The sequence below is a fragment of the Candidatus Melainabacteria bacterium RIFOXYA2_FULL_32_9 genome, from assembly GCA_001784615.1.
In the GTDB taxonomy this organism is placed as follows: Bacteria; Cyanobacteriota; Vampirovibrionia; order Gastranaerophilales; family UBA9579; genus UBA9579.
In genome coordinates, this window is record MFRQ01000038.1 from 1 (window position 1) to 2408 (window position 2408).

Below are 2408 nucleotides of genomic sequence, written 5' to 3' on the forward strand. Positions count from 1 at the left end.
TCTAATTAGTTAGAGATAAGTTTTTATAAATTATATATATAAAGTATTTAACTTTTATTTTATTTACATATAATATCCAAATATTACATTTTTTTTACAATATTTTTTTATATACGCAAAAAAGTCCGCCAATAAACTAATTGGAGACTTTGAATAAGTTAAGTTCTTTATTGTATTTCAATATTTAGTATATATAGTTAAAAAAATTATTATATATTTTCCTAAAACAATCCAGGGTTTATTACAAATGATCCGAGTTTCTCTGAGTAGTAGTATAAATTTAATCCATAGCCATCCAGAAAACTGCTCTCCCTGGGCGAGCTAAAACGATAGCTATAAAGCTTATTAATAAATCATAAGGGAGTTGTATTCCACTTAAAGCCCAGATCCAGCCGAACACTGAGAAAATAGAATTATGTTGAAGCAATAAGACTATAGTTAAATACAATATGCCGAATAAATGAACAGCAAATACTCCTACTAATGTTGCTCTGAATGTAGAAGCAAAATTAGCTTTAGCGGATAAAATGTTTCCAACAAGGTAAACACCGACAAAATAACCTAATATATAACCAAAAACTAACTGAGTTGCGTATTGGACCCCACCACCTGAAGCAAAAACCGGAAATCCCAACAGGCCTGCTCCTATATATACAGCTATAGAAAATAAACCTATTCTGGGTCCTAGCATTGCAGCAATAAACAGAACTGCGGGAATTTGAGGTATATATAAATACTGTATTGTAATATCAGATATTGATTTAACTTGAGAGAAAAAGTTTATCGGATTTATAAAAGCATCAGCTGGAATAGATAATAACCATAAATGTAACGGTGTAAAAGTTGCCATTATAATTAAAAATGTACAAAACAATGCAACTAGAAATGATCCCATATTAAATTCAGGATATTGATCCAAACATTTAAAATATTTAATTTTCTTTAAAAGTCTTTTAAGCATATTCCTAATTATTCAGTTATATTTAATACAACCCTTTGTAACTTTCTCACCTTAATAAAAGATTATACTACTTATTTCAACTTATGCTTTTAATTTCCAATAGCAATTGTTTGCTTATTAGCTAAATTATCTTTGAGTTGCTGAAAAATTTCCTTAAACTTTGTATCCCAAATATTTTCAGTCCACATAATTAAAGCATCTTCTTCATTATCCTGAAAGTATTTCTTCCTGAGGCCAAGGCTTTTAAATCCATATTTATAATATAAATTTTGTGCAGCAATATTACTGGCTCTTACTTCAAGTGTAAACCATTTTGCGTTATTTTTATAACCTAACTCAATCATATTAAGCAATAAAAGCTCGCCAAGAGAATTTTTTCTATAATCAGGATGTACAGCTATAGTAGTTATATGAGCTTCGTCAAAGATAAGCCAAAAACCACTATAACCGATGACTTTTTGAGTTTTTTTATCTATTATCGTAATATAATTACCAAGTTTATTATTTATTTCAGAAACAAAAGCCTGTGAAGACCAGTGATATTGGCCAAAAGAAACACACTCAATTTCCATAATCTGATTTACATCTCGAGGCAACATTTTTCTGACTAAAACTTCAAGCAACTCTTTCCCCTAACTGCTTTTGATCGCACCAAATTACAATTGATTTGATAGAACTGACTAATTCCTATTAACCAAGCCATTGGTTAGTAATTACTTCAATCATAACTTGTTTAAATGTAACTTGGTATTAGCTAATTACTATAGTTTAATTATAAATTAAAACAGTTTTTGGAGAAAGAAAAATCTTTAAAAGATCATACTAATAACTATGCCTGTTACAGCTAAAAATAAAAGCATTACAAATATATTGGTAAAAAGGTATTTTTTAAAAGTCAGAAAGAAAATTTTCAAATCAAAGAACATAGAAATATTATTTTCATATTCTGCGTTAAGTTTAAATCTGTCCTCATAAGATATTTTCTCTCTACCGTGTAATAGAGCCCAGCCTGTTATTCCAGGTTTAACTCTATGGAAAAGTCCTTGAGGAATAGATTGGTTTTCTTTTTCTATATGTTGTAAAACAAAATTATGTTCGTCTAAAGAAATAGGTCTTGGACCAATATAGCTCATACTCCCAAGTAATATATTGATAAATTGAGGAAACTCATCCAAGGAGCAACCCCTAATTAACTTGCCTATTTTCGTAACTCTGGGATCATTATCAACTGTTCTTACTCCACCACCAGAATTTTCATTATTAATATACATAGTTCTCAGTTTATAGACCTTAAATAATTTTCCAAATTGACCAACCCTTTCTTGCACATAACAAGCCGGTCCTTTCGATTCAAGTTTTATAAGACAAATTAATATAAGCATTAAAGGCGTAGTAAGCAATAAAATAATCGAAGAAAATATAATATCCGCTATTCTTTTTATAATTA

Annotated in this window: 2 protein-coding genes and 1 pseudogene (1 of these 3 running past the window's edge); all 3 read right to left on the reverse strand. The window is 29.1% G+C overall.

Annotated elements, in window-relative coordinates; genetic code table 11:
• Positions 1-280: 280 nt before the first annotated feature.
• Positions 281-961: a hypothetical protein gene (locus tag A2255_06550; GenBank protein OGI22184.1), complete on the reverse strand. Its 681-nt coding sequence runs from the start codon at positions 959-961 to the stop codon at positions 281-283.
• A gap of 89 nt (positions 962-1050) precedes the next feature.
• Positions 1051-1584: a ribosomal-protein-alanine N-acetyltransferase gene (locus A2255_06555; protein OGI22185.1), complete on the reverse strand. Its 534-nt coding sequence runs from the start codon at positions 1582-1584 to the stop codon at positions 1051-1053.
• A gap of 186 nt (positions 1585-1770) precedes the next feature.
• A pseudogene (locus A2255_06560) lies at positions 1771-2408 on the reverse strand (hypothetical protein) (it continues 76 nt past the right edge of the window).